Annotated in this window: 18 protein-coding genes; 12 read left to right on the top strand and 6 right to left on the bottom strand. The window is 41.6% G+C overall.

The annotated features are described in order from the left end of the window. The first annotated feature begins 461 nt into the window (after positions 1–461). Positions 462–1,847 carry an RNA methyltransferase gene (locus AAFN85_RS32015; protein ID WP_347532058.1) on the top strand — a complete coding sequence of 462 codons (1,386 nt, stop codon included), beginning with the start codon at positions 462–464 and terminating at the stop codon, positions 1,845–1,847. A gap of 124 nt (positions 1,848–1,971) precedes the next feature. Here AAFN85_RS32015 and AAFN85_RS32010 read toward each other — a convergent pair whose 3' ends face one another. Further along, entirely contained in the window at positions 1,972–2,649 is a 678-nt protein-coding gene (locus AAFN85_RS32010) for a porin family protein (RefSeq protein WP_347532056.1), read from the bottom strand. A gap of 195 nt (positions 2,650–2,844) precedes the next feature. Here AAFN85_RS32010 and AAFN85_RS32005 point away from each other — a divergent pair, with 195 nt between their 5' ends. Next, entirely contained in the window at positions 2,845–4,557 is a 1,713-nt protein-coding gene (locus tag AAFN85_RS32005; RefSeq protein ID WP_347532055.1) for a glycoside hydrolase family 3 N-terminal domain-containing protein, read from the top strand. Positions 4,558–4,600: 43 nt separating this feature from the next. Here the strand turns inward: AAFN85_RS32005 and AAFN85_RS32000 are convergent, their stop codons facing one another. Further along, on the bottom strand, positions 4,601–5,167 hold the full coding sequence (locus AAFN85_RS32000; protein WP_347532054.1) for a hypothetical protein: 567 nt from the start codon (positions 5,165–5,167) through the stop codon (positions 4,601–4,603). Between the two features lie 84 nt (positions 5,168–5,251). Between AAFN85_RS32000 and AAFN85_RS31995 the strand changes: the two genes are divergently transcribed. The 3 genes from AAFN85_RS31995 to AAFN85_RS31985 all read left to right on the top strand — a co-directional run bounded on the left by AAFN85_RS31995 (position 5,252) and on the right by AAFN85_RS31985 (position 10,608). Next, entirely contained in the window at positions 5,252–8,419 is a 3,168-nt protein-coding gene (locus AAFN85_RS31995; protein ID WP_347532053.1) for an ATP-dependent DNA helicase, read from the top strand. Between the two features lie 286 nt (positions 8,420–8,705). After that, positions 8,706–10,052 carry a M28 family peptidase gene (locus AAFN85_RS31990; protein WP_347532052.1) on the top strand — a complete coding sequence of 449 codons (1,347 nt, stop codon included), beginning with the start codon at positions 8,706–8,708 and terminating at the stop codon, positions 10,050–10,052. Positions 10,053–10,065: 13 nt separating this feature from the next. Further along, the gene (locus tag AAFN85_RS31985) at positions 10,066–10,608 is read left to right on the top strand and encodes a hypothetical protein (RefSeq protein WP_347532051.1); all 543 of its coding nucleotides are present in this window, start codon (positions 10,066–10,068) and stop codon (positions 10,606–10,608) included. Positions 10,609–10,616: 8 nt separating this feature from the next. Here AAFN85_RS31985 and AAFN85_RS31980 read toward each other — a convergent pair whose 3' ends face one another. Beyond that, the gene (locus tag AAFN85_RS31980) at positions 10,617–10,832 is read right to left on the bottom strand and encodes a PLDc N-terminal domain-containing protein (RefSeq protein WP_347532050.1); all 216 of its coding nucleotides are present in this window, start codon (positions 10,830–10,832) and stop codon (positions 10,617–10,619) included. A 104-nt stretch (positions 10,833–10,936) separates the two neighbouring features. On the opposite strand from AAFN85_RS31980, the gene AAFN85_RS31975 reads away from it, so the two are divergent. Further along, entirely contained in the window at positions 10,937–12,415 is a 1,479-nt protein-coding gene (locus tag AAFN85_RS31975) for a rhomboid family intramembrane serine protease (protein WP_347532049.1), read from the top strand. A gap of 90 nt (positions 12,416–12,505) precedes the next feature. On the opposite strand, the gene AAFN85_RS31970 is transcribed toward AAFN85_RS31975, so the two are convergent. From AAFN85_RS31970 to AAFN85_RS31960, 3 genes are read right to left on the bottom strand one after another with little or no spacing between them, the layout of a single operon-like run. Next, entirely contained in the window at positions 12,506–13,306 is an 801-nt protein-coding gene (locus tag AAFN85_RS31970; RefSeq protein WP_347532048.1) for an ABC transporter permease, read from the bottom strand. A gap of 3 nt (positions 13,307–13,309) precedes the next feature. Beyond that, the gene (locus AAFN85_RS31965; protein ID WP_347532047.1) at positions 13,310–14,209 is read right to left on the bottom strand and encodes an ABC transporter ATP-binding protein; all 900 of its coding nucleotides are present in this window, start codon (positions 14,207–14,209) and stop codon (positions 13,310–13,312) included. Further along, positions 14,203–14,415 (bottom strand): hypothetical protein, encoded by a 213-nt coding sequence (locus AAFN85_RS31960; protein WP_109608976.1) that lies wholly within the window; start codon positions 14,413–14,415, stop codon positions 14,203–14,205. Before AAFN85_RS31960 ends, AAFN85_RS31965 begins: the two co-directional genes overlap by 7 nt. Positions 14,416–14,654: 239 nt before the next feature. On the opposite strand from AAFN85_RS31960, the gene AAFN85_RS31955 reads away from it, so the two are divergent. From AAFN85_RS31955 to AAFN85_RS31930, 6 genes are all read left to right on the top strand, one after another. Further along, positions 14,655–15,710 carry a sensor histidine kinase gene (locus tag AAFN85_RS31955; RefSeq protein WP_347532046.1) on the top strand — a complete coding sequence of 352 codons (1,056 nt, stop codon included), beginning with the start codon at positions 14,655–14,657 and terminating at the stop codon, positions 15,708–15,710. Positions 15,711–15,765: 55 nt separating this feature from the next. Next, positions 15,766–16,497 (top strand): LytTR family DNA-binding domain-containing protein, encoded by a 732-nt coding sequence (locus AAFN85_RS31950; protein ID WP_347532045.1) that lies wholly within the window; start codon positions 15,766–15,768, stop codon positions 16,495–16,497. A 236-nt stretch (positions 16,498–16,733) separates the two neighbouring features. After that, on the top strand, positions 16,734–18,956 hold the full coding sequence (locus AAFN85_RS31945; protein WP_347532044.1) for an ATP-binding protein: 2,223 nt from the start codon (positions 16,734–16,736) through the stop codon (positions 18,954–18,956). A gap of 2 nt (positions 18,957–18,958) precedes the next feature. Then, positions 18,959–19,378, top strand: coding sequence for a response regulator (locus AAFN85_RS31940; RefSeq protein WP_119411115.1), 420 nt, complete (start codon positions 18,959–18,961; stop codon positions 19,376–19,378). After that, positions 19,368–19,739, top strand: coding sequence for a response regulator (locus AAFN85_RS31935; protein ID WP_347532043.1), 372 nt, complete (start codon positions 19,368–19,370; stop codon positions 19,737–19,739). The genes AAFN85_RS31940 and AAFN85_RS31935 overlap by 11 nt, the downstream gene beginning before the upstream one ends. A gap of 17 nt (positions 19,740–19,756) precedes the next feature. Further along, the gene (locus AAFN85_RS31930) at positions 19,757–20,383 is read left to right on the top strand and encodes a biliverdin-producing heme oxygenase (RefSeq protein ID WP_347532042.1); all 627 of its coding nucleotides are present in this window, start codon (positions 19,757–19,759) and stop codon (positions 20,381–20,383) included. Positions 20,384–20,528: the final 145 nt, after the last annotated feature.

The following is a 20,528-nucleotide window of genomic DNA, read 5'->3' as shown; positions in this document are numbered from 1 at the left end:
TTCGAAGCTTTTCAACTTCTTTTTTTTATCGGCTAAACTCGCTTAGCCTCAACTTCTTTCGCCCTTTCAAGCTCCCTTCCGTTCGGGGTTGCAAAGGTAAAAACCTTTTTCTTATTTCCAAAACTTTTTATTTTTTATTTTCAAAGTTTTGAGCCGCTCATTTTCACTTTTCTTTTCCTCGTTTGCGGGCTGCAAAGGTGTGAATATTTTGTCGGTTTCGCAAAAGATTTTTCATCTTTTTTTTCCTCCTTTTTTATTCAACCTTAATTTCAAAAAGCAACCTCTCTTTTCCTTGAGCGGGTTGCAAATGTACAGAGAAAAGCCCCTACCAACCAAAAGAAATTTTCAAATAATTAAAACAATTTCGCAACTCACTGTAAACTAAGTCTCCGCAAACCGATAACAGGGCAAATCATTATATAAAGCGAGGCATTAAGGTTATATGTATATTTGAAATGTATATGAACGAGCATAATTTCCCGCCCAATTTCATCGCTTCGTTAAGCGCGGAAAACGGTTTCGACGAAGAAAACTTTATAAAAGCACACCAGTTTGAGGATACACCTATCTCTATTAGGGTTAATCCTTTTAAACCTTATGCGCTAAAAAACAATCAGAACGTACCATGGTGTGCTAACGGATATTACCTGGAAAGCAGGCCATCATTTACTTTTGATCCGCTTTTTCATGCCGGTTGTTATTATGTACAGGAAGCTTCGTCGATGTTTATCGATCATATTTTTAAAACCATCAACCAAAACAATGATGAGGCTATAAAGGTACTCGATCTTTGCGCCGCTCCCGGAGGTAAAAGCACCTTACTTAATTCGGCGCTAAAACCAACCGACCTGTTAGTGGCAAATGAGATCATTAAAACCCGCGTACCCATATTAACTGATAACCTGAACAGGTGGGGAACGGCGAATACTATAGTTAGCAATAATGACCCGAAGGATTTTTCGCGATTGAAAAGCTTTTTCGATATCATCCTTGTTGATGCCCCTTGTTCTGGTTCGGGCATGTTCAGGAAAGATCCGGATGCGATGAACGAATGGTCGGAGGGGAATGTAAACCTCTGCCACCAGCGACAGGAGCGCATCCTGACTGATATTTATCCGGCGTTAAAAGAAGACGGCTACCTGATATATAGTACATGCTCATACTCGCACCAGGAAAACGAAGATATTTTGGACTGGTTGTGTACCGAGTTTGATCTTGAAAGCATCAGGATACCTATTAATACTGACTGGGGCATTGTAGAAACGCGATCTCCGGAGAAAAAAGCCTGGGGATACCGCTTTTATCCCGGCAAAGTGAAAGGCGAAGGTTTATTTGCCTCCTGTCTGCGTAAAAAGGAGCATAGCGGCGACCTGGCATCTTTTAAAAACAATATCCAACAAAAATTGCCGGGCAAAGAGCTTGACCAGGTTCGCTCCTATATTAATAACGCCGATGAATTTTACTACTTTAAGGTAAACGACGACTGGATGGCCATCAACCGTGATCATAAAGAGAGCCTTAATATATTACAGCGCCATCTCTATATTAAAAAGTCGGGAGTAATAATTGGTAAACTCGCGGGGAAAGACCTGATACCCGATCACGAATTAGCACTTAGCCTTATTGTTAATAAAGACGCTGTTTTGCAAACAGCGCTTGATAGAGACCAGGCTATTCAATACCTCCGTAGAGATAATATAGATTTAAGCACTACAGATAAGGGCTGGACTTTGATGACCTTTGAGGGGCATCCACTGGGCTGGGCTAAGTTACTGCCTAACCGCATTAATAATTATTATCCTAAAGAGATCAGGATCCTCTCGTCACATCCTCCACGGGAGTGGTAATTAAATTCATCAAAATAAAAAACCTGTTTCGCTTTAGCCGAAACAGGTTTTTTATTTTACTTAGTAGACCAGGTGTTCATAAACCACATTGGCCGATGGCTTACTCAAGTCTACTCAATATTGTTTATTGAAACTTAAAGCCTAAACCAACTTGCCAAACCTGGTTACGGTAGCTTGGTAAATTTTGATCGGCATAAGGCGTATTTTCACCCAAATCAAAATTATATCTTCCGCGGATCTCCACATTACGGTTAATATCAAAGCTTACACCTACTACACCTGCAACGTAACTGTGTGATGCGTCGTTATCAATATGGTCGATAGTGCGGATATTACCGGTATCGTAAGTATTTTTGGTTGAGGTTAAAAACGTAAGCTGCGGACCAACCAACAAATTAAAACCTCTTACTACCCTAAATTTAGCCAGCAAAGGTACGTCGATATAATTAGTGCGCTGGGTAAAATCATAATCGGGGCCATTAGCCTTGTAACCTTTTTGCGAAAACAAAACCTCAGGAGCGAATGATAAAGGATAGATAATAGGCAGATCAAACGTTAAACCTGCATGCCAACCTGCAATTGAACTTGAACTGTAATTGCTGTTATAAGCGTCATAAGTATTTGATACGTTCAATCCTACAGCCACGCCAACTTTGGGCGTATAAAAATCATCATAGCGGCGTTGGGGTTGGCGGCGTTCCACAACACGACGCGGGCGGTGGCGCGGACCGTAGTATCCCTGTGCACTTACTGAACCAACTACGGTAAAAAGGCATATTGCCAAAAAGAATAATTTTTTCATCGTTTTTTGTTTTAAATAGAGCGGTAGCTGTAGGCAAACATTAAAAAATCACCGATTGCCGCCCACAGTTTCCTGTATGTATGTTTATAACGTGATAGATTGCTAAATAACACGAAGGTTTATTAGTGGTTTAATTTTTGTAATAGTTGTAACAACATTTTCATCAAAAATTCAGAATTACGCTACATTTGGCCTATGCAACGCAATAAATCCCGCATTTTTTTCTCCGTAATTACCATTTTCATTTTTTTTGCCTCTGATGCTTTCGGTCAGAAAGAAAGCTATATTCAATCATTAAGCAAACAAAACCGCTGGGTCGATTCGGTTTATAACAAAATGAGCCGCAAGCAACGGGTAGCGCAATTGTTGTTTGTGAGGGCACATACCAATAAAGGCCAAGCTTATGAAGATTCGGTTGGGCAGGTAATTAAAGAGCAGCAATTGGGCGGCGTGGTTTTTTTCCAGGGAGGCCCTGTTAGGCAAGCGGCACTCATCAACAAATACCAAAAACTGGCCAAAGTACCTTTAATTATAACTATGGATGGCGAATGGGGATTGGGCATGCGCCTGGATTCTACAATATCATACCCTTATCAGATGACTTTGGGTGCCATTCAGGATAATAACCTGATCTACAAAATGGGCCAGCAGGTAGCATATGATTTTAAGCGACTGGGCATGCAGATGAACCTTGGCCCCGATATGGATGTGAATAACAACCCCGGCAACCCGGTTATCAATTACCGTTCGTTTGGGGATAATATGTATAATGTGGCCAAAAAAGGCATAGCTTACTTTAAAGGTATGCAAGATGCAGGTTTACTCACATCGGCCAAACATTTTCCCGGGCATGGCGATACCAATGTCGATTCGCATTTCGATTTGCCTTTGCTGCCATATAGCCGTGGGAGATTGGATTCGTTGGAGATGTATCCTTTTCGCGAGGCTATTAATGCTGGTATTAGCGGCGTGATGATAGCCCACATGAATATCCCATCGTTAGATAAAACTCCTAAATTACCCTCTACCCTATCGCGACCAATTATTACCGGCATTTTGAAAGATTCGTTGAAGTTTAAAGGCCTGGTAATATCCGATGCGATGGAAATGAAAGGCGTTACCAAATATTTCCCTAACGGCGAGGCCGATGTAAAGGCATTCATCGCGGGTAATGACATTATCGAATTATCCGAAAACTCGGACCGAGCTATTAACCTGATCCGTAAAGCGGTAAGGCACGGCAGTGTTAGTGCTGCCGAATTTGAAGAGCGGATAAAAAAGATATTGGCGGCCAAATATTGGGCGGGGCTTAATCAATACAAACCAACTTCGCTTGCTAATTTAAGTCAGGATATTAACGGCGATGCAGCAAAAACACTGGTGCAACAATTAAGCGATGCCGCGGTTACTCAGCTTAAAAATAGCAACCCAAAGTTCAACCCATTTTTAAAAACCGCTATTGTGAGCATCGGCGTAACATCGCCAACTCCTTTCCAGATGGAAGTTGTAAAATATTTTCCAAACAGTCGCATTTTTATAGTGCATAAAGATGCGCCCGCTATTGAGATTGCCAATATCCAGGCCTGGCTTAAACAATATCCACAGATCATAGTAGGAATACATGATACCCGCCTACGCCCGCAAAGCAAACTGGATTATAATAATGATGTGAAGTTGTTGATAGCCGATCTGGCTTCGCGTAAAAACACAGCTTTTAGTGTATTTGCCAATGCTTACACCATCGCTGGTTTGCCGGGATTAGAAAAAGCTGGTAGTCTGATGGTTTGTTATCAAATGTCTCCCGAGCTGCAAAAATCGGCAGCTAAAGTTTTGAGCGGGAGTTTGAAGCCTACGGGTAAATTACCGGTTAGCGTTAACGCTGTTTTTCCTACTGGTGCGGGATTATGATTTAGAGGCTGAGGATTAGAGATCAGCTTTTTTTAGAAGAAACTCAATCAAAGTTTCTTTCTGGGATAAAACCCCTTTCTTTTATAAAGTCAAGTATGTATCGGGATTCGGCTTCTTGCAAGTCTTCGCCAAAGCTAAAAGTTTTCATGCCGTAATCGAATGCTATATTTCCCGGGTCATCGTTCCTGTAGTAAAATATAGACCAATATTTCCTGTCGGCAGTTGAATCTTTATCTCTTATCCGGAAATGTTTACATTCCTTAAGATCATAAACTTTGTCGCGGCTAAGAAAATAGTTTTTCTTAGTGATGCCGAATGTGTTTTTATCTATCTCTATTATTTCACGCCCCCAAATTAACCAGATCGCATTTTTAATACTCATTAAACCCATAATTGCCCAACCAGTTATCCAAAATATCATTCCACCCCGTACGTTATGAGTTGTTGGATCAACGAGATCTGAAATAGCTGTGGATCCAATAAAGCTAAAAGCTATCATCCACACGAAAAACCAGGAGATTGAAAGAAAATCGCGTTTTCCGGGGATCGTGATGGTAATAAATTCGACATTATCCTCAATAATAGTTCTGCCTTGATAAGGTTTTTCCATGGTTTAATATTATGGGATAAATATCATATTTATCCTGCTACCTGCAAATGCGGCGGTAACCTTTTTTATCTTTACTAAAATATTATGCAACCTACACTCAATAAATATAACAACAAATTTAAGGAGGCCTTGGCCGGATTAAACCCCGAGCAGCTGGCGGCAGTTAACAAAATGGATGGCCCCGTATTGGTGGTGGCCGGACCAGGTACGGGCAAAACCCAGATATTGGCCGCCCGTATAGGTAAGATCCTGACTGATACCGACGCCTCGCCCAACGAGATCCTATGCTTAACCTACACCGATGCCGGCGCGGTGGCTATGCGCAAACGCTTATTTGAGTTTATTGGCCCCGATGCTTACCGTATTAATATATATACGTTCCATGCTTTTTGTAACGAGATCATCCAGGAAAACCTGGAATATTTCGGCAAGTTGAACCTCGAATCATTATCTGACCTGGAATCGGCCATGCTTTTCAGGGAACTGGTTGATGAGTTTCCGAATGATCATCTGCTGAAGCGCTTCACCGGCGATATCTATTACGACGTACCACGCCTAAAAACCCTATTCAGTACCATGAAGCGTGAGAACTGGAACGCAGAGATGATTGAGCAGGCCGTGAACGATTACTTGGAAGATTTGCCTAACCGCGAGGAGTTTATTTACAAACGCGCCAATGCCAAAGCAGGCATTAAAGTAGGCGATCCGAAACAAAAGGATATCGACGCGGCGCACGATGTAATGAAAAAACTGCTGGCCGCCGTAGGCGAGTACCAGAACTATACCGAAAAAATGAAAGCCCGCGGCCGGTACGATTATGACGATATGATCATCTGGGTGCTACGTGCCTTCCGCGATAATGAAGAAATTCTGCGCAAATACCAGGAACGCTATCAGTATATTTTGGTGGATGAGTTTCAGGATACCAGCGGATCGCAAAATGAATTGCTGCGTTTTTTGCTGAATTATTGGGATACGCCTAACGTTTTTGTGGTTGGTGATGATGATCAGTCGATCTTCAAATTTCAGGGTGCCAACATGAAAAACATCCTCGATTTTGCTAACGATTATGTGGAAAGCCTGTACACCGTAGTGCTTAAACACAACTATCGCTCCAACCAGCAGATCCTTGATATTTCCAAAGCGTTGATCGATAACAATTTTGAGCGATTGACCAGTCAGCTTAATTTGGATAAGGCTTTAAAGTCGTCGCATCCACGCTTTAATAATTTGTTGATTGAACCGCTCATCCGCGAATATGAAAACCCGGATAAGGAACTGGTTGATGTAGCCATACAGATCAAAAAACTGGTAACCGATGGTGTGCCGCCAGGCGAAATAGCGGTAATTTACCGTAATCATGCGCAGGTTGAAGAGATGATCAAGTTTCTGAACGTGCAAAAGATCCAGGTAAACACCAAGCGCAAAATTGATGTACTTACCCAACCTTTTGGCGAAAAGATCATTAATATATTGCAGTACCTGGCTATGGAGCTTGACTCTCCTTATAGCGGCGATGAATTACTGTTCGAGATCATGCACTATGATTTCTTCAACATCCCCCCTATCGAAATTGCCAAGGCCAGCGTGGCTGTGTTTAAAGAAAACTTTGGTACGCTTGCTTATAATCAGCCTAAAACATCCATCCGCAGGTATGTAAACGAGTTGAAGCCACCTGCGCAGATCGATCTTTTTAAGCCCGATCAGCAGGAAGCCATGCGCTATCTTATCCGCAACATTGATGATCTGTTAACCATAGCTGTAAGCGAAACCCTCCAAAAGCTGTTTGAAAAGGTGATTGCTAAAATGGGCATCCTGAAATACATTATGCAGCAGGAGGATAAAGGCAGCTACATGCAGATGCTCACCAGCTTTTTCGACTTTTTAAAAGATGAGAGCCGCAAAAAGCCAGACATCAGCCTGGCCGATTTGATCGCTACCATCGAGATGATGAAGAAACACGTGATCAGGCTGGAGCTTAACCAAACTATTTTTTCGGAAAATGGGATTAATTTCCTTACTGCCCACGGCTCGAAAGGACTGGAATTTGAGCATGTGTTTTTTATAGGATGCGATAAACGTACATGGGACAGCAAGGGCCGTAATAGTGGTTTCAGCTATCCGGATACGCTTACCCAGGCAAGTAACGATGATATTGCGCAGAAAGAAGAAGCCCGCCGTTTATTTTATGTGGCGGTAACCAGGGCCAAACAACACCTTGTGATATCGTACGCCGGTAAGGATAAAAAAGGAAAAGATCAGGAAGCAAGTCAGTTTGTAGGCGAGATTTTAGCCAGCACGCCTTTACAGGTACAATACCCAAAAGTCGACGAAAATGACATGGTAGATTTTGCTTTGACCCAATACCATGAAGAGGATAAGCCGAAAGTTGAATTGCTGGATAAAAACTACATCAATCAGTTGCTGCAAAACTACACGCTTTCGGTAACCCACCTAAGCAATTATTTGGATTGCCCGTTGAGGTTTTATTTTCAGTGTTTGATTCGGGTGCCTGCGGGCAAAAGTCCGTCGGCTACTTTTGGTCAAGCGGTACATTGGGCTTTGAATAAAACTTATCGCCAGTTAAAGGATAATGACAATGAGTTTTTAACTACCGAGAATTTTATGCGCGAGTTTTATTGGTATATGGCGCGTAATAAAGATTCCTTCACAAAAGAACAGTACACTCGCCACGTAGGTTGGGGCGAAAAGATCCTGCCTCCATACTACGAACAGAACGTAACGAATTGGAATAAAATAGCTGTTACCGAACGCTCTATCAAAAACATTGAGGTAGCAGGCGTACCTATTAAAGGTAACCTGGATAAAATTGAGTTTGATGGCAAGCAAGCTACCGTTGTTGATTACAAAACCGGTAAAGTAAAAAATGCCAAAGATAAACTGATACGCCCGACAGTCGACCAGCCTAACGGAGGCGATTACTGGCGCCAGGCTGTTTTTTATAAGATATTAATAGATAACGACCGCACTACCGACTGGCAGGTGATCAGCACCATATTTGACTTTGTCGAACCGGTAAGCGACGATGAATACCACCGCGAGAAATTTGTGATCACGCCCGAAGATGTGGAAACCGTAACCGGGCAGATCAAAGAAACCTACGCCCAAATCATGGCCCACAACTTTAACACCGGCTGCGGCAAAAAAGAATGCGACTGGTGCCATTTTGTGAAAAGCAATTTTAAACAGGCGGATGAGATTTTGGGGATAGTGGCTGAGGAGGAGGAATAGGGATACACCTACTTCATTAAAACGATTGTCATTTCGACGAACAGCGTGGGAATTGTGCAGGCGGGTGAGGAGAAATCTTCTACATCCTGCTAAACAACCATTCACGGCGGCTTTGCGTGACGTAGAAGATTTCTCTTTCGCCTCTACGCTTCTGTCGCCCCGCTGCTCTATCGAAATGACATTTTCTTTTTGAATGTTATCCGTAAAACACATCACGGGATTATTACAATGCTTTTCATTCAGCAAATTCATTAATTGCATAAATTCGGGTTCATCCGTCATCATAATGAAATACATCCTCCCATTCCTCCTCCTCATCTTCACCCTACCCACTACCGCCCAAACCATCGTAAAACAAGATGCGGGCATCAAACAAATGGTTGATGAAGTATCCTCCAAAAATATTGAGGCCACCATTCGCAAACTGGTAAGCTTTAAAAGCAGGCATACGCTTAGTGATACCACCAGCAAAACCGCTGGTAGTGGCGCGGCCCGTAACTGGATCAAAGCCGAAATGGAAAAATATGCTTTGGAAGCAAACGGAAGGATGACGGTTCAGTTTGATACATTCACACAGCCTAAAAGCCAACGGGTTGATAAGCCTATTAAACTGAAAAATGTGCTGGCTATATTAAAAGGGACCGATCCGAATGATACCCGGGTTTACCTGGTATCGGGCCATTATGATTCGCGGATAAATGATGTGATGGATGCAAATGGTTTCGAACCTGGAGCTAATGATGATGCATCGGGCACTGCACTTTCGATGGAATTGGCCAGGGTGATGGCCAAAAGATCATTCCCGGCTACTATTATTTTTATGACGGTTGTGGGTGAAGAACAGGGTTTATTCGGATCGGCCAATGTAGCGAAACGCGCCAAAGCCGAAAACTGGAATGTGGATGCCATGTTGAACAATGATATTGTTGGCAATACCTATGGCATGGAGACAGATTTAAAAGATAACCGGAGCGTAAGGGTATTTAGCGATGGCGTACCTACTGCCGCTACAGATAAACAGGTGGCTGCCCTAAAATCATTAGGCGGTGAAAATGATAGTCCATCGCGCGAGTTAGCCCGCTATACCAAAGAGATCGGCGAACGATATGTTGATCAATTAGATGTAAAACTCATCTATCGCCGAGATCGCTATCTGCGCGGTGGTGATCACCTGCCATTTTTAGAGCAAGGTTTAACTGCAGTCCGCATCACCGAAATGAACGAAAACTTTAACCGCCAGCACCAAAACGCACGCACCGAAAACGGCGTTGAATACGGCGATCTACCCGATTTTGTTGATTTTAATTATGTACAGAAAGTAGCCCGCATGAACCTATCGGTATTAGCCAACCTCGCCTCGGCCCCTGCCCAACCGCAAGACGTTGGCGTGATCACCAGCGATTTGACCAATAAAACCAAACTGAAATGGGAGGCACCTGCTACTGGCAAAAAACCCGTTGGGTATTACATCTTGATGCGCGAAACCATTAGCCCATATTGGGAAAAGAAGTTTTATGTTACTGATACCACAGCTACTTTGAATTACTCGAAGGATAATTACTTTTTCGCGGTACAATCGGTAGATGCGGACGGGCATGAGAGTTTGCCTGTGTTTCCGAAGCCATTAAGATAGATATTTAACAACAATGACCTACACCATATCCCTACTATATTCGTCCATATTTAGCGGGACAGAAGTTTTAGTACCCATACTTTTTGTACTTAATACTTTAAAAATACAACCGGTTAACATTAACAAGCAAACACTGGTTTGCGCAATAAACTGTGTTTTATTATTCGGTTCAATGCTTTTCATACTAAGCTTGCTAAGCCAGGTATTCATCGCATATTACTCACAAAACGAATACGCACAATTTTCATTCAGCAACAGGCTGGCCGGTCCCTATTGGCTCGACATCTGGCTTACCGAAGTTTTAAGCTTTATGATATTACCGCAAATACTTTGGATCAAAAAACTACGCAAATCACTCCCCGTGTCGATGATAATTGTTGGGATATGGATAGCATTGTATTTTGTAAAACAAGCTTTAATAGCTTATCAAGCCTGGAACATCGAGTTTAGAATTACTTACTCTGAATACATTATTCAGGCCGTGGTTTACGTTGGATTGCTATTAGCAGCCTATCTTATCATTCAACGAAAGAATAGCAACCTTGTAACCACTTAACAACAACTTTAGTAACGCCTTTTTCCATTGCGCCCAATAGCTAAATAAAGTACCGAACCCAAACAAGGCATCAATATCACCACAATTATCCATAAAATTTTACTATTGGAATCTTTAAAGGTTGAGCGGATAATATCTATAAGGCAATAGATAACCAGTATTGGGTATAGCAGTGCTAAAAATAATTCGGGCACGCCGATGTTGAGGAAAAGCAGTGTGTTCATGATAAGGATTTATACTAAAATATAAAATTTTGACATACGAATATAGTTTTTTGGGTGGATACACAATTTATTTCCATCTTTAAGCATAAAACGTCCTAAACTTTATGGCATTTAAACTTACCCCTTCTTTTAGTAAGGAAATTGATCTGGAAGAAATTGATCGCAAGCATTATCTTGTAATAGCACTCGAAACAGCTATCCGCCTTCAATGGAAAATTATCTACACAGGTAAAAACGGCTTCATAGCCATGGTGGGCGGCGGGTTATTTAACCCTATGCAAGAATTTCGACTTGTTATTGGGGAACAAACAGCTTCGGTAACCAGTAAAAATGCAGATGGCAAGATCACCGACCTATCCGAATTAAACGAGGAAAATGTAGATACATTTATCGAAAAATTTGGCCAGGTTAAAACCTCGGTAACAAACGAGTTTATCGAAGCAAAACTTATTGAACTCGGCCCCGTATTCGAATCAACCGAAGATGATCTTTTGAATGCACCACCGCCATCTACCCAAAAAAAGCTGTTAAATTTTCTTGGCTTTTTCATTCCGCGTAAAGGTTACTTTGTAACTCCGCTTATTATTGATCTCAATATCGCGGTTTTTATTATCATGGTAATTTGTGGAGTTTCAGCTTTCGAACCCTCGGGAGCAGATTTAATAAAATGGGGGGCGGACTATGGGCCTTTAACCCTCGATCATCAATGGTGGAGGTTGATCACAAGTACATTTCTGCATATCGGCATTTTTCATATCGCCATGAATATGTACGCGCTAATTTACATTGGCATACTACTTGAACCGGCGCTCGATAAATTAAAGTTTGCGGTGGCTTACCTGCTTACCGGATTGTTAGCAAGCTTAACAAGTATTGAATATCATGGCTTTATTGTTAGCGCAGGTGCATCGGGCGCTATATTTGGCATGTATGGGGTATTCCTTTCCATGCTTACAACCAATGTGATAGAAAAATCGGTGCGCAAACAATTATTGGCGAGCATCGGGGCATTTGTTGCATTTAACCTGCTATATGGCACTAATGCCGGAGTTGATAACGCGGCACACATAGGCGGTTTGGTTAGTGGTTTTGCTATTGGTTACCTTTATTATCCAAGCCTTATCCAGCCTTACAAAAAAGGGTTGGAAGTTATAAGTGTTATACTCATTGCTGCTTTTACATTAGTGGGCAGTGTAATAGCCTATAGAACAATTCCGAATTTGGCTGGCGTTTACGAATCAAAAATGCATGATTTTGCAATTAAAGAATCAATGGCCCTTGAAGTATTAAGCATGCCCAAAAATACGGCAAAAGAGGTTTTATTATCCGAATTAAAAGACCGTGGCTTATATTACTGGAACGAGAATATTAAATTGTTGAACACCACTGATTCACTTAACCTGCCCGATATATATAAAGAACGCGACACCCTGTTAAAACGCTATTGCGAATTAAGGATTGAAAGCTATGATCTTTACTATAAACAATTAGAAGGCAAGCAGCCTGTAAAGCAAACTTCAATTGATTCGCTTAATAAAGCTGTATCTGATATTATGGACGAGATGAAAAAAGAATCGAAGTAGGGGTGCGAAGAGCATAAAAAAACCTGAGCCAGATAACAGGCTCAGTTCTTATATTTCTTAAAGTAAAATCAATTTCTAATCACTAATAACCTACTTCACACTTTTCCGCTGCACTATAAAATATCCGGCTACAAAAACTACCACCGCCACACCAAGGCTTACAAATACATCTTTAGTAAAAACATCAATCTGTAACTGTTTAGCTGGGCTTCCTTCGCCGCGGTGCATCATCGTAGTGATCGCCTCCATTGGGTGCGAATACGGAAACAGGTAAGCATACTCCCAACCTTTCGAGGCCAAAATCACACCGGTAATGGTGCACACAAAACCAATTCCCATAGGCTTTAAAAAATCGGCCCAAAGCAGGCTGAGTAAAAACTGGATAGAGAGGATACCTAACGATGATAAAAAGAGCTTGAAATAAATTTCGGCCAGTTCTTTTTCCATGTGGAAATTATCAAACCGAAGTTCGGGCTTTACTACGCTTAGCAGGTTACCGAAACCAATGGTGAACAGCACAAACAACGCCAGGCAGGTAAAAACCAAAAACACAGCGTAAAAATATTTGGCCGCATAAACCGACCAGCGCGGTATAGGTAGATTGAAAAGTGTTTTCCAGGTATCAGCCCGGTGTTCGATACTGTTTACCGAGTATGCTATAAATATGATATACATGGGCAGCACCAACGAACCCATAATACCTAAAATAGCACCGGCAAACTGTAACCAAAGCACCATAGGCGGAAATGATACCAGTTTTTCGCTTTTGCTGTAAAAGCCAACAAATAGTAAAACACCTATCAGCAAGGGCAGCATAATGGATGCCCAAAAGCCAAGCGTTTTACGGCTTTTATAAAATTCTGACCGGAACGATAGTATAAATCCCTTCATGGTTTAGGCGTTTTGGGTAATATCTAAAAATAGTTTTTCGAGGTCTTTTTGCTGTTTACCAATGCTGTAAACTGCCAGTCCGTTTTTATTTAGCAACGCGTTGATCTCGCCCATTTGCTGTTTGGAGATGTAGGGTACAAATAAATTTTGATCGGTTACCTCGGTAACATTGTAGTTGTTACGGGTAAGCAGGTTGGCGGCATCAACTGTATTTTCAGTCTCAACACGCACCAATGGTTTACTGATGGCATGCAGATCGGCAATGCTGCCTTGAAAAAGCATGGCCCCGCCGTTGATGATACCTACGTGGGTAGCCATACGCTCAATTTCGGCCAGGAGGTGGCTGGAGATAAAAACCGTTTTGCCATGCTCGGCAACCAGTTTTTTCAACAACTCACGGATCTCGATAATGCCGTTCGGGTCGAGACCGTTAGTTGGCTCATCTAAAATTAACAGTTTAGGGTTGGCTAACATGGCCAGCGCTATGCCTAAACGTTGTTTCATTCCTAACGAATACTGGCCTGCTTTTTTATTGGCGGCATTGGTTAATTGCACAAGCGACAGCATATCGTCAACACGCTGCGAGGATACACCTAATAGCAGGGCGCGGTTCAATAAATTTTCTTTACCTGTAAGATGCTGGTATATGGCAGGCTGCTCAATAAGCGAGCCTATTTGCGATAATATCTCGATGCGGTGGCTTTTGATATCCTGCCCAAAAACACGGATCTCGCCGGCATCGGGCTTTAACAGGTTTAGGAGTAGTTTAATGGTGGTGGTTTTCCCGGCTCCGTTGGGGCCAAGAAAACCATAAATGCTTCCTTCAGGTACTTGCAGGGCCAGTGATTTAACAACCTGCTGCTTACCAAAAGTGAAGGAAAGCCCTTCGGTATTGATTACCATATGTTATTGCTTTTTGCTACTGAGCAAACGTTTTTAACCAATACAAAACCTTTGTGGAACAACGAGGTAGCATGAACTGCTGTACGACCAATTTCGGCCGACTCGTGTTTTTGCTCAAACTGGTAGCTTACACCTAATATAAGGGCAAACATTACCGGGATCAATAACATGATAAAAGGGTTTGAGTTTTTGATAAGCGTTTTCATTGTGAGTGATTTTATACAACAAAGGAACATCGAAAAAATGACCCGCTAAAAACATTTAGACCAACACACTTTGTTTATAGATAAACGCTTTTCTACAACTTTTAACCAGTTCATCGATAATAAACGCCAGTTCATCGAACAATCGGGCCGCTACATATAAATATCAGCCCGATATCATTATCAAAATACTAAATTAGATGCCATAGCCCACAGATAAAAAAGGCATTTAACAACAGCGAATGGAGTCCGCAAAACCATTACAAACACGCAAACCCGGCATAAAAACAGCCTGGATCATATTCTGGCACCTGTTTTTTTGGATGGGCATTATATCCTTTTTTGTTTTTTTAGCGAGGATAAACGACGCGCAACTTACTACCCGCGAGCTGGTGATCATTTTCCTGCTTTACCCGGCCATCAACATCAGTCTGTTTTACCTTAATTACCTGGTTTTTATACCCAAATTTCTCAATAGGAAAAAGTATTGGCAATATGCAGGCATAGTTGCCGCAAGCATCGTTCTATACGGCTTTTTTAAATACGGCGTAGGTTTGATATTTAAAGATGTTGTGCTGGTACATCAAAAGGGACATGTAATACCATTTTTAACCTACTTTTACAGCAGTATTTTCACCAGCCTGATCTTTGTATTTTTAAGCACTGCATTAAAATTCAGTACCGATTGGTTTTTGAACGAACGGATCCAACGCGATCTGGAAAACCAGCGCTTGAGTGCTGAACTGGCTTTTTTAAAATCGCAGATCAATCCGCATTTTTTATTCAACTCGCTTAACAGCATTTACTCGCTGGCCTATCAAAAATCAGATACCACGCCCGAGGCTATTTTAAAGCTCTCGGAAATTATGCGGTATATGCTATATGAGTGTAACGATAACAAGGTTGACCTGGATAAAGAACTTCAATACCTGCAAAACTATATCGACCTGCAAAAGATCCGCTTCGGTGCCAAAGCTTTTATTGATTTTAAGGTAGAAGGTAATATCACTAACCAAAAAATTGAACCACTTTTATTGATCGCTTTTATCGAAAACGCGTTTAAACACGGTGTGGCAAACGATATTACATCGCCTATAAAATTGCTTATTAATGTGGCCGATGGCAGGTTGCACTTTTATATCCAAAACAAAAAACACACCCTTAACCGCGACGCGGTGGGTGGCATAGGTTTGATCAATGTACAACGGCGGTTAAACCTGCTTTATCCCGATAGATATACTTTAAATATCAGGGATGAAGAAAACACTTACACCTGCGAATTATCGATAATTTTATAGGATAACATCGCACTAAAAAAATTTATTTAAACCATTATTACATTATTTTTACGCTATGATAAGATGTTTGGTAGTTGACGATGAGCCTTTAGCGCTGCACATTCTGGAAGATTATATATCCAAAATGCCCTTTTTGCAATTGGTTAAAGCCACCACAAACCCTATCGAAGCCCTCACCATGGTGCAGGCCTGCGAAGCAGACCTGGTTTTCCTGGATGTACAAATGCCAGAGCTTACCGGCATCCAGTTCCTGAAAATTGCCAACGGCAAAGCCAAAGTGATTTTAACCACCGCCTACCCGCAATACGCCTTAGAAGGCTATGAACTTGACGTAGTAGATTATCTGCTTAAACCTATCGCTTTCGACAGGTTTTTTAAATCGGTACAAAAAGCGCAATCCATCATTCAACCGGTAGCTGCAAAACAGGTAGTGGTGCAAGCCGAGCCGGTACAGCAGGATGATTTTTCGACAGATTTTATCTTTGTTAAAACCGAGCATAAAATTCAGAAGGTTTATCTGCACGATATTATGTTTATTGAGGGGTTGAAGGATTATATCTCAATTTTCACCTCAACCGAGCGTATCATTACCCTGCAAGGCATGAAAAAAATGGAAGATGCCCTGCCCGAAAAACATTTTGTGCGCGTGCATAAATCATACATTGTAGCGCTTAACAAAATTGACAGCATCGAGCGCAGCCGCATCCAGATAGGTGAAAAGATCATCCCGGTAGGCGATACTTATAGGGATGAGTTTTTTAGGATGATTGAGAATAAGAATATATAGGTTGAGCTTTGTGAATTAGCCCCTTTTTGTCATCCTGAGGTACGAAGGATCTTCTCCACCCTGTATAGCCGCTTTGCACATCGTAGAAGATCCTTCGTACCTCAGGATGACAATTAAATTCGTTCTGCTATTTTACCATCCGCCTAAAACATTTTTACAACTTACCTATTTAAAGAATATATTTCATAAAAGTATATTTTACGTATTTTACGCTCGTTCATCCTATAAAACAAACTATGAGTTACCAGGTAGACCTGACCAATTGCGACAGAGAACCCATCCACATTCCCGGAAAAATTCAATCGCACGGTTTTTTGATCGCTGTTAATAGCAAAACCTATAATATTTCGTACGTCAGTAAAAACGTTGAAATCTTTACTGGTATCGAAGCAACAGGCTTGCTTGGTAAAAACATTACCGAGTTTGAGCAGCAATTGGAAATTTCGGGTGATATAGCCTCATTACAGCAACTACTTAACCTGGCCAAGGTAACCAAAACTTCAGATACCATTAACCCACTGGCTATTGATGTTAAAGGTACAAGTTACAACCTCATCATCAGTCATTCGATAAACGATCTGGTGCTGGAGTTTGAAACAACCGAATCAGACCTTGGCTACGATATCCAGAAAACCATAGGCCGATCGGTATCTGAAATATTAAGCGGTAAAAACCTCAATATCCTGCTGCAAAACGCCGCCTTCGAAATAAAAAAGATCATCAAATACGATAGGGTGATGATCTATAAATTTAATGAGGATGGGCATGGCGAGGTAACTGCCGAGGTGAAGAACGATGACCTTGAACCATTTTTAGGTTTACATTACCCGGCATCAGATATCCCCAAACAAGCCCGCGAACTTTATAAAATTAACCTTACCCGTATTATTGCCGATGTTAATTCAGAAAGCTCGGCCATTATTACTTACGAAGACCAAACAACGCCGCTCGACCTTACCCATTCCGGCCTAAGGGCTGTATCTCCTATCCACATCCAGTATTTAAAAAACATGGGCGTGGAGTCGAGTTTCAGCATTTCGCTTATTGCCCATGGTGAGCTTTGGGGGCTTGTGGCCTGCCATAACTACGCGCCACGGTTTATTGATTATAAAGCCCGCGATGCTTCTAAACTCATCGGTCAGATCCTTTCATCGGCGCTCGAGTACAGGCAGGATGAGGAAGATAACGCCAAACTGCATGAGCTTACCGAAGCCGCCAATACAATAGCCGATTACATAAAAAAAGATTCGGACTTTACTTTTGCACTCACCCGTAATAAGGTTACCCTTAAAGATGTAACTACTGCCGCGGGCGTAGCACTTTTATACGATGGCGAGATCAACACCATCGGAGCCACTCCTACAAAAGAGCAAATTGCCGAAATTGCCGATTGGCTTAAGGTAAACATGATCGATTCGGTGTACAGTACCCATCGTTTCCCTTCTATTTTTACGGCGGCGCAGCAATACAGCGATGTAGCCAGTGGTATTTTGGCCTGCTCGCTATCAAAAGAACTTGGCGAAATGATCATCTGGTTTAAACCGGAGCAGATCACCTCCATTACCTGGGCAGGCAATCCCGAGAAACCGGTTGAAGAAACAGCCGACGGCCTGTTACAACTCTCGCCCCGAAAATCGTTTGAAAGCTGGAACGAGATCGTAAAATACACTTCGGATAAGTGGAAAACCGATGAGATCACCGCGGTTTTGAAAGTAAGGGAGGATATTATTTACGCCATTAACCGCAAAGCCAACGAGATCCGAATCCTGAACGAACGCCTGCAACTGGCTTATGATGAACTGGATACTTTTAGCTACACCATATCTCACGATCTGCGGACCCCACTTTCATCCATCAAAAATTATTCGGAACTGCTTTTAGCAAGCAATAAAAGTTTGGACGATTCAGCAAAGAAAATGCTCGACAGGATCATTAAGGGCACCGATAAAATGCACATGCTGATCAAAGAGATTTTGCACTACTCGCGTGTTGGCCGTGCCGAATTTGAGATGCTGCCCATTGATATGGGTTTGTTATTGAATGAAATAAAACGCGAAGTATTATCGGCCCTTAATCCCGAAAATATTGAATTTACCATTGGCGAAACACCATCAATAAATGGCGATAGCGTGATGATAACGCAGGTTTTCACCAACCTGATCAATAACGCGGTTAAATATTCGTCAAAATCAAATCCATCAATAGTAAAAGTTAGTGGTGAAATCCGGAACAATGAAGTGGTTTATTCCGTATCAGACAACGGTGTTGGTATTGATGTAAATTATTACAACCGTGTGTTTGAGTTATTTAAACGTATGGATAACGCCATGGAATTTGAAGGTACCGGTGTAGGCCTGGCTATTGTAAAACGTATTGTTGAAAAACACAGTGCGCGCATATGGTTTGAAAGCAAATTAGAAATTGGCACAGTTTTTTATATATCTTTTAAAATAAGTTAGTTGTGAGTTCACCCGATATATTTTACGTAGAAGACGACGAAGATTTTGCATTTATAATGCAACATGCTGTGAAGGAGGTGAAAGACGGGTTAACCGTAAAAATCATCGACAACGGAAAAGATGCGCTCGAACAATTAAAACAACTTACCGATGCCCGTGTTAAACCTAAGTTAATATTGCTCGATCTTAATTTGCCTGGTTTATCGGGGCTTGACCTTGTTAAACGTATCAGAGAAATACCTTTTTTGAAATATGTACCGGTGGTTTTCTTTTCAACTTCAGATAATCCTAAAGATGTTAAAGCCTCGCTCGAATTTGGTGCAAATGCCTATTTAACCAAACCGGCAGGTTATTTAAACCTGGTGAATTGCGTAGAATCGCTGTACAATTTCTGGTTCACCAAAAATCTTAATGTCAATTAAAACGCTTAAAAAAATATTAGTTATTGAGGATGATCCGGATATAGCCGACATCATGGAAATTGCTTTAAGCGATAAATATGATGTTGCTATTAAAACGGATGGCTATCACGTTTCAGATCATATTGAAAGCTTTAACCCCGATCTGATCATGCTGGATAACTACATAGGCCAAAAGCAAGCCAGGGAAATTATTGCCGAGATCCATGAGGTTGATGACCACAGAAATATACCTTATGTATTGTTTTCAGGCCATGAAGATATTACACGGATAGCCAAACACATTAACGCCACAGCTTATTTAGCAAAACCTTTTGCGCTTGATGATCTTTATAAATGCGTTGATAGTATCTTAGCGGCGTAATAAAACTACCTCATTCTATGCTTCACGAAAAAATAAAACAGGCCACCGCCAGCCTGCACGATAAACTTGAGCAAAACATGTTTGTTGGGCAAATTATGGACGGTTCGCTTACATTTGAGCAATACCTGATCATCCTGCACTTAAACTATGGCATACACCTGGCTGTGGAAGGCTTTTTATTTGGCGGATTGAGCAGCGAATTGCAGCATAAGCTTGATATACCGAATAGGATTAAGCTTCCCGCGTTGATAAAAGATCTTGAGGAAATTAATACGAGCATGAGCTCAGATATTGAGGGTCCGCCGCCCAACTACATCGATCTGAGCAGCGATGCATCAATATTGGGTGCCATGTACGTTTTAGAAGGAGCCACGCTTGGGGGTAATGTGATAGTGAAACGACTAAAAACCAATGAGCATTTACAGCCTCGAAATTTAAACTACCACTATTACCAGGTTTACGGCGATCAGCTTGGGCCGAAATGGAAACAGTTTTTAGAAGTGCTTAATGATATCCCCGAAGCTGAACATCAGGCAGCTATTAATAGCGCTGTGAGATTGTTTGAGCAGATGGCAAGTAGCAGGGGTGCTGTTAAAACAGTTACGGTGACATTGACACCCCCACCACCACCGGTTGGGTTGTAAGGAGCAGTTATATCTTCTTAACCGTCATTGCTGTAAAGGTTAGATAATTCGGTAACAGAATTAACAAGCAATAAAAAACGTTAATTCAATTATGCGGAACATCAATAATGATCTAACCTTAAAGCGGAATTATCTGAGTAAATAT

Source organism: Mucilaginibacter sp. CAU 1740 (genome assembly GCF_039839285.1).
In the GTDB taxonomy this organism is placed as follows: Bacteria; Bacteroidota; Bacteroidia; order Sphingobacteriales; family Sphingobacteriaceae; genus Mucilaginibacter.
Note: the sequence above shows the minus strand (reverse complement) of the source record. Positions and strands in the feature narration are given on the sequence as shown.

Coding starts and splice junctions, on each gene's coding strand:
- AAFN85_RS32000 (WP_347532054.1), bottom strand. CDS start 5,167: ATGGAAAAACCTTATCAAGGCAGAACTATTATTGAGGATAATGTCGAA.
- AAFN85_RS31975 (WP_347532049.1), top strand. CDS start 10,937: ATGGCATTTAAACTTACCCCTTCTTTTAGTAAGGAAATTGATCTGGAA.
- AAFN85_RS31950 (WP_347532045.1), top strand. CDS start 15,766: ATGATAAGATGTTTGGTAGTTGACGATGAGCCTTTAGCGCTGCACATT.
- AAFN85_RS31935 (WP_347532043.1), top strand. CDS start 19,368: ATGTCAATTAAAACGCTTAAAAAAATATTAGTTATTGAGGATGATCCG.
- AAFN85_RS31990 (WP_347532052.1), top strand. CDS start 8,706: ATGAAATACATCCTCCCATTCCTCCTCCTCATCTTCACCCTACCCACT.
- AAFN85_RS31995 (WP_347532053.1), top strand. CDS start 5,252: ATGCAACCTACACTCAATAAATATAACAACAAATTTAAGGAGGCCTTG.
- AAFN85_RS32005 (WP_347532055.1), top strand. CDS start 2,845: ATGCAACGCAATAAATCCCGCATTTTTTTCTCCGTAATTACCATTTTC.
- AAFN85_RS32010 (WP_347532056.1), bottom strand. CDS start 2,649: ATGAAAAAATTATTCTTTTTGGCAATATGCCTTTTTACCGTAGTTGGT.
- AAFN85_RS31955 (WP_347532046.1), top strand. CDS start 14,655: ATGGAGTCCGCAAAACCATTACAAACACGCAAACCCGGCATAAAAACA.
- AAFN85_RS31970 (WP_347532048.1), bottom strand. CDS start 13,306: ATGAAGGGATTTATACTATCGTTCCGGTCAGAATTTTATAAAAGCCGT.
- AAFN85_RS31945 (WP_347532044.1), top strand. CDS start 16,734: ATGAGTTACCAGGTAGACCTGACCAATTGCGACAGAGAACCCATCCAC.
- AAFN85_RS31980 (WP_347532050.1), bottom strand. CDS start 10,832: ATGAACACACTGCTTTTCCTCAACATCGGCGTGCCCGAATTATTTTTA.
- AAFN85_RS31930 (WP_347532042.1), top strand. CDS start 19,757: ATGCTTCACGAAAAAATAAAACAGGCCACCGCCAGCCTGCACGATAAA.
- AAFN85_RS31965 (WP_347532047.1), bottom strand. CDS start 14,209: ATGGTAATCAATACCGAAGGGCTTTCCTTCACTTTTGGTAAGCAGCAG.
- AAFN85_RS31960 (WP_109608976.1), bottom strand. CDS start 14,415: ATGAAAACGCTTATCAAAAACTCAAACCCTTTTATCATGTTATTGATC.
- AAFN85_RS32015 (WP_347532058.1), top strand. CDS start 462: ATGAACGAGCATAATTTCCCGCCCAATTTCATCGCTTCGTTAAGCGCG.
- AAFN85_RS31985 (WP_347532051.1), top strand. CDS start 10,066: ATGACCTACACCATATCCCTACTATATTCGTCCATATTTAGCGGGACA.